Below are 7010 nucleotides of genomic sequence, written 5' to 3'. Positions count from 1 at the left end.
GTATGAGAAGGCGCTGGAGGAGAGCAATCAGACGATTGAGATCGATCCCGATTTTGTCATTGGTTATCGCAATGCGGCTCTGAACCTGATTGCGACCGGAAAACCGGACGACGCGGGCAGGGTTCTGCAGCAGGCCTCAGCGAGAAAGCTGTTTCTTCCCAGTTTCGTCACAGATGCATATCGGATGGCCTTCCTCGAGGGCGATGAAGATGGCATGAAGCGCGCTGTGCAAGCTGCACCGGCCAATCCCTCGCTTCTTGGCTATGAGGTAGCGACGCTATCCCTGACGGGGCGCCTCTCCGAGGCGCGTGACCTCTCAGGACGGGCCACCAGCTTAGCGAGACAGTCATCCAGGCATGACACAGAGGCCCAGTTGCAGATTGCGGAAGCAATTCCGGAGGCCCTGTACGGGCGTTCACAGTTCGCGAAAGGCCAGCTCCGGAGTGCTCTTCGCATCTCCACGGCTAAGAGCGTGGAATATGGTGCGGCCTTCGCGTCTGCGATGGTGGGAGAAGCGTCAGAGGTATCGAAGCTGGTGAACGATCTCACCAGAAGATTTCCTGACGACACCTTAGTGCGATATGACTATGTGCCAACTATCGAGGCGGCGCTGGCGCTCTCTCAGAATCAGCCACAGAAGGCGATCGGCCTTCTCCAGGAGGTTACGCCTTTTGAGCTAAGCCAGCCGCTTCACTCAGTCTATATTCGCGGCCAGGCGCTGCTCGCCATGCATCGCCCCCAGGAAGCAATTGTCGAATTTCGAAAGATTATCGATCACCCTGGTCTGGTCATGAACGACCCCTTATTGAATATGGCAGAGCTGGGTCTGGCAAGGTCATATGCAGCCGCTGGTGAAAAACAGAAGGCTCAGCTGAGTTATCAGGCTGTGCTGCAGCGCTGGCGTAATGCGGATTCCGATTTCTCTCTATGCCGGCAGGTGAAGAAGGAATCTGCCGGCTTGTAGTTACGGATGGGTCGAACTCAATGCTGCTCTCGATATCAACTTGCCGAATTATGCGGATGCGATCGTGACTACGGATGAGATCGTGGAGGTAGTCTCCGTCCTCTAGGACAATCACCAGGAGAACGACTCGCAGGAACTCATGATCTGGAAGGTTTGCAATACTGGCAGCCCACTCCCCGCCCATGAAGGCGGAGAGTGATTTTTTGATGAATTCAAGGGTGCCCCGGGATGAGTTCATTATTATTTAATGGCAAATCGTACTGGGCTTCGTGGATTGCGATTGGAGATGTGAAATAGACTGATCGAAATCGACCGAGTTCCCCCGAACTCGGCATCAAACTGGCTAGAGCATTTTTCCTGTTGCCGGGTATCCCGCAAGTGGCGTGCAGCGGCGTTTTCATTGCAGAAAACGCCCATAGATGCACAAGCCCTGCCCGACACCTACAGGAAAAATGCTCCAACGACCGCAACCGAGGAGCTCCCCCATGGCTTTACCCTCCGTTGAGATTAGTGACGGCCTGCTGCAGGACTCTATTCTCACGTCAGTCGATGTGGTGCAGGAGTTGAACCAGCACTGGTGGTGCACCATTGCCTGCCGTCAGACCGAAGACAATCGTCTATCCGTGGAAGATCTGCTTGGGAAGACGATAAAAATCACAACCACCGATGAGGACGGCACGAAACACGTCCACTTTTCGGGTTTTTTCTATGATGTTCGCCTGGTGTATGAGATCTGGGGAAGCTATACGGCTTACCTGATGGCAGTAAGCACCAGCTACAAGCTCGATGTGACGGAGCGCAAGCAGTACTTTCCTGCGCAGACGCTTTCATCGATTGCGGGTACCATCGGCGGCCGCGATGGCATTCCAGTAAGCGTCAATGCGGGCGACGGTTCTCCGCTGACTACGTGCAGTATGGCGAGACCGATTTCTCGTTCCTGAACCGTATCGTCGATGACTACGGAGCATGGCTTCGCCCGAACGAGACCGGCGTCGAGATCTTCAACAGCTTCCGTAGCGGCAGCTCGATCAACTGGAGAGAAGAAGGCGGACTGACCGGCTTCAGTCTGCAGGGCACACTCTCGCCAGCAAGCTTTTGCGGCTCGCACTATGACCACCACGTCATGCAGTCGAATACCTTCAATAACGTATCGAAGGCGCCGCAGTTCTATGATGGAGCTCAACGGCTTACCAGCGCGGTGCAGTCGGCATCGCAGAAGCTGCCTCCGGGTTTCGAACCGCAGCGGGCTCGAGCCGTTACGCTGGATCACTACAACGATCAACTGCAGGCGGAGAGCGAGCGCTCGATTGGCAGTGCCATTACCGGACGCGGGCAGTCGCGCAATCAGACGCTGTTAGCCGGCAACACCGTGACGATCAGCGGCACTCTGGATGCAAAGGGCACCTACGGCCTGGTGCGTGTGGAGCATAACTGGACTCCCCAGGGCTATAGCAACAGCTTCGTGTGCACGCCGTGGAAGGAGTATCGCAATCAGCATGCACCGGTCGCCCGCACCTGGAACGGAATCGTCCCGGCACGTGTCGTCGATCACAACGATCCGAAGAAGATGGGCAGAGTCAAGGTCCAGTTCTTCTGGCAGGAAGACGGCTCGACGCACTGGGCACGAACAACCAGTCCTCACGCCGGCCCTGGCCGCGGGTTCATGTTCATGCCCGAAGTCGGAGACGAAGTTGCCGTGGCCTTTGAAGACGGTGATCCGGAGCGTCCGGTCGTAATTGGAGCTCTATGGAACGGTGTGCATGAGCAGCCGCGCGATGCGTTCTTCGGTGGCGAGATTCCTAACAACGACATCAAGCGCCTGATGACCAAGAGCGGAAACCGCATCCAGTTCATTGACAAGCAAGGCAAGGAGTCTCTGGTCATGGCCACGCCGAATAAGCTGCGTATTGCCATGCTGGAGAACACCGATGAGCATGGCCGGTCCACGATCCTGGTGCACTCCGAAGATGGAGATATCTGCCTGAGCGCACCGAATGGCCAGGTCCACATCCGCAGCAAGTTCTTCACCAAGGAGACCAATTAATCATGGCGCCTGTCATGGATACCTCCATCAAGATTGGTACGAGAACCTATGGGACAGACGATGCAAAGCTGCCGACCATGGGAGCAAGAATCCCCTTCAGCGGCTCTCCGGCATTTCAGGAATGGGATGAGGTTACCGGAAATGTCCTGCGTGAGATCAGGGGCAATTTGAACTATTACCAGACCGGAGACATGACCAGTATCTTGTCCGGCACGCTGAATCTTCAGTCGTTCAAAGACTGCTTCCATCGCTATGATCTGCGGGTCACGTTGTATGACATCGCCAAGTTGGACGTCTGCACCACAGCTACCACGATCAACGGCGCCAAGTTCGATCTCAGCATGTGGAAGGGCGACATCTCTGTCTTCCGAATGGACACGAAGGCAATCGATGTGAAGATCGCAGCGATCAAGACCGCGATCCGTTTGACCTCGGCAAAGCTGATGGTAACGGGCGCTCTGATCGCGATGCTTCGCTTCGGAACTCCATTCAAGCCGAACGCACTGCCCGCCCCCACGCCAATCACCCCCTTCGATTGAGGAGTACATGGGTTTTTCCTGGTCATCAGCAATCCAGATTCTGCACGCGAGAAACGGCGATCTTATCCTGCACTTTCCGCCGGAGTATCTCGTCGCAATCCCTCTGGCGGTTATCGGATTTCCTCTGGCGATTATCTTTGCGATCCTGATCAAGCAGACCGGCTTCAAGCCGGTCTCGATCTTGTTCCTTGCCGGGTTCATCCCGTTTGTGCTGTGTCTCTACACGGTTACGCAGACCTCCACGCTGATGTTCTCCAGGGCAGACCACAACCTGGTCATCGAAGATCACGCATTCTTCCGGACGACGAAGACCGTCTATCCACTCACGGCTGTCGATCATGCTGAAGTCGCACAGGACGATGGCCGAAGCCGCATGCTTTATATCGCGCTGACCTCGGGAGATCGTATTCCTACGGGCAGCGGCTGGACATCGCGCAATGGCCACTTCCAGGCGGCCAATGCGGCAAACCAATTCCTTTTGCAGGTCAAAGGAAGTGCGCAGCCAACCGGCATGCAGGCGCCCACGCCGAACCGCGGTGTAAGTGCGGACGAGGCCGGGAAAGCCTTCATCGAGCAAACCATCAAGGCACAGAAGCAGGCAAAACAACAGTAGGTTCAGTTTTGGGGAATCAGTGATCTTCGATGAATCCAGAGACGACGAAGAAAGAGCCTCGTAACCGCCTCAATCCCATTCCCGAGCAGGGAATGCTTCCCATCAGAAAGTCGCATGAAGTTACTGTCTGCTCTCTCTACTGGCTTCCGGTCAGCAACACACCGGTCTACGGCAGAGAGCTACAGTGGCTGCACCGATTCTTCGATGAGCTTCACGCCGTGTTGGCGAAAGACGGCAGGCTGAGACAGGAGAGCTTCCTGCAGATGAAGCTCACAGCGCCCCAGGGCCACCTGAAGGAGACGCTGCATCGACACCAGATCAAGCTGATACCGTTGATGGGACTTGGACGAAAGCCGAACGGCAAGCTACCGCCGATTCCTACCGAAGAAGACCTCGACGCGGTTATCAAGGGCAAAGCGAAGTTCGATTTCAATGAACACGTCGCCGATTACATGTTCTGGTTTCTGCACCGGGATGAGCAATGGAAGCGCGAACTATTCCTGGGGAACGGTGGATATACGATGATCTATCTTCCTCCCGACCCCGCGACTACACCTCCACCGATTCCGGATTATCCGGCCGTTCGTGAGATGCCCGCCTTCAAACACTTCGACACCGATGCGTTGTGGCAGGCGACCTTCCTGCTGGGAGACGCCTTCCGGGAGAAGAGCAAACAGGTGTTCGGCAAAGGGCTCGAAGACGAGGCCTCCTTCGACGGCCTGACCTTCATCATTCCGTACTGGAAGGCAAGCGACTTCCTGGCTGCCACGCCCGATGATCTGGCTCAGTGGTTTGAGGTCTTCGATGTCTTTATTGCGGAGAGCCCGGATGACCGAGGAATTCTGTTCGCCAGCAAAGAGAGCCTCGATGAGGTGCTGACTGAGATTCTGGAGAAGATGCGCCAGGACGGAGAACCGCATCCGGTGTTTGACCTGGAAAGGAAACAGCCGCAATGAAACCACAGTGGGAGATCGAACAGCTTCCTATCGTTGACCGCGGCCCGGAGGAACTATCAGCTCTTCGCATCGAATGCAGGTTTCCTCTTTCGGATGAGGAGCGAATGGGCCTGATCGATCTTCTTTCCGGGTGTCAGCACTGGATGGAACGGCAGCAGAGCAAGCTGATGCGCCGGGAGATCCTGATCCAGATGACACAGTTGCCTCGGCCCGGGGGCGCAACTCTTCTGAGCCGTAACAGCTCGAAGTGGATCCCCAGCCTCGCTATGGGAGTGTGGCCTGACCGCGAGCCACCACGTTCGATGACGAAGCGGGACTTCACGCATCGTCTGCCGGGTCAAAAATTTCCAACGCTCTCCCATGAGGTGCGCCGGATCCTTGCCAAGGATGAAGATGCTCGCCTGGATGTGGAAGAGCAGATGGCAGACTCCGGAGCACTGCTGGAGATTATTGCTTCAGAAGGATGGGCAGAGCGAGACGCGCGGCAGATTTCGACGTGGCTGAAAGGCAAGATCGACGACGATGTCTATCGCAGCTATCCGTTCTATGTTCCTCTGCTGGATGCGGAGACACTGATTCGGTTATCGAAAGACGAGCGCGATGCCTGCCTTGCGGGGATCTATCTCTATCTGCGGGAAGATCCTGACGATGAATCTATCTTTCTGGTTGCGCGAGCCTCATTTGAAAAGGCGCTGGAGATGATTGATAGCTGCATGAAGGCTACGGCGACGCGCTGAGGTAGTTGAGCATCTTCCCGATGTGAGACCGCTTTTGTTTACTTTCCCCGAGCTGGACAGCATGATTCGAGCTTCGCTCGACGTCCCACCCATTGCTTTGCAATGGATGGGGCACCCAGGGTATTGGTTACCGAATTTGTCGAGCCTGGTTATGAGATGAATGATGTGCCATCTACAACGCTCGTCCCGCGGCTGCGCCCGAAGCCCAGGCCCACTGGAAGTTGTAGCCCCCGAGCCAGCCAGTAACATCGACAACTTCGCCGATGAAGAAGAGGCCGGGCACGTTGCGTGCCTGCATGGTCTTTGCATCGAGGTCGTCGGTGTCGATGCCGCCTGCTGTGACTTCTGCTTTCTCGTAGCCTTCGGTGCCGGCGGGCATGATTTCCCATTGATGCAGCCCCTGCTCACTTTCTTCCAGGGCGGCGTTGCTCCACTTCTGCTGCGGATGCGTTGTTATCCACCGGTCAGCCAGCCGCTGTGGAAGAGCAGCATACAGTGCCTGACGCAGTGCGGTTGTGTCGCGCCCACTTGGAGATGCCTGCAATGCTTCGAGTACCTTCTTCCCTGGAGCCATGTCGAAGTGCAATGCGCTGCCGGGCTGCCAGTAGGAACTGATCTGCAGCACGGCCGGCCCGCTTATGCCACGATGCGTGATCAACAGCTTCTCCCGGAAACTGCGTTTGCCGGCATAGGCAATCACCTCGGCGGAGAGCCCGGTGAGATCGCACCATTGCTTCGTATCGTTTGGGTTGAAGACCAGCGGCACCAGGCCGGGGCGGAGGTCGCGCACACGCAGACCGAACCGACGGGCGATGTCATAGCCGAAGCCGGTTGCACCGATCTTGGGAATGGAAAGGCCGCCGCTGGCGATGACCAACGATGGCGCGTGGAACTCTCCCCGATTGGTGCGCAGCGTAAAGGAATCGCTGTGCTGTACCTCTTGCACGGCGGTGTCGGCCTGGATGGTGACTCCGGCTTCCGTGGCTTCCCGCTCAAGCAAAGTGACGATCTGCTGCGCTGAGCCATCGCAGAAGAGCTGGCCGAGCGTCTTCTCGTGATAAGCGATGCGGTGCTTCTCCACCAGAGCGATGAAGTCACGTGGTGTGTAACGCGCAAGAACAGACTTGGCGAAGTGCGGGTTCGCGGAGAGATAGTTC

General features: G+C 56.6%; 8 protein-coding genes. 7 read left to right on the top strand and 1 reads right to left on the bottom strand.

Translation table 11 applies throughout. The features are described 5' to 3' along the window. From AB4043_RS17865 to AB4043_RS17835, 7 genes are all read left to right on the top strand, one after another. Positions 1-964: hypothetical protein (locus AB4043_RS17865; protein ID WP_442307679.1), on the top strand; the 964-nt coding region annotated here is incomplete at its 5' end. Positions 965-1449: 485 nt separating this feature from the next. Beyond that, positions 1450-1905 carry a hypothetical protein gene (locus tag AB4043_RS17860; protein ID WP_442307678.1) on the top strand — a complete coding sequence of 152 codons (456 nt, stop codon included), beginning with the start codon at positions 1450-1452 and terminating at the stop codon, positions 1903-1905. Further along, on the top strand, positions 1872-3008 hold the full coding sequence (locus AB4043_RS17855) for a phage baseplate assembly protein V (RefSeq protein ID WP_442307677.1): 1137 nt from the start codon (positions 1872-1874) through the stop codon (positions 3006-3008). The genes AB4043_RS17860 and AB4043_RS17855 overlap by 34 nt, the downstream gene beginning before the upstream one ends. 2 nt (positions 3009-3010) lie before the next feature. Next, on the top strand, positions 3011-3547 hold the full coding sequence (locus tag AB4043_RS17850; RefSeq protein WP_442307676.1) for a hypothetical protein: 537 nt from the start codon (positions 3011-3013) through the stop codon (positions 3545-3547). A 7-nt stretch (positions 3548-3554) separates the two neighbouring features. Next, the gene (locus AB4043_RS17845; RefSeq protein ID WP_442300365.1) at positions 3555-4160 is read left to right on the top strand and encodes a hypothetical protein; all 606 of its coding nucleotides are present in this window, start codon (positions 3555-3557) and stop codon (positions 4158-4160) included. Positions 4161-4189: 29 nt separating this feature from the next. Further along, positions 4190-5116: a hypothetical protein gene (locus AB4043_RS17840; RefSeq protein ID WP_442300366.1), complete on the top strand. Its 927-nt coding sequence runs from the start codon at positions 4190-4192 to the stop codon at positions 5114-5116. Then, positions 5113-5853: a hypothetical protein gene (locus AB4043_RS17835; protein ID WP_442300367.1), complete on the top strand. Its 741-nt coding sequence runs from the start codon at positions 5113-5115 to the stop codon at positions 5851-5853. The genes AB4043_RS17840 and AB4043_RS17835 overlap by 4 nt, the downstream gene beginning before the upstream one ends. Positions 5854-6025: 172 nt before the next feature. Here AB4043_RS17835 and AB4043_RS17830 read toward each other — a convergent pair. Next, the coding region (locus AB4043_RS17830) for an NAD(P)/FAD-dependent oxidoreductase (RefSeq protein WP_442307675.1) at positions 6026-7010 on the bottom strand (985 nt) is incomplete at its 5' end.

The sequence above is a fragment of the Terriglobus sp. YAF25 genome (assembly GCF_052113305.1).
Lineage (GTDB): Bacteria > Acidobacteriota > Terriglobia > Terriglobales > Acidobacteriaceae > Terriglobus.
This window is presented reverse-complemented; position numbering and strand designations above follow the sequence as displayed.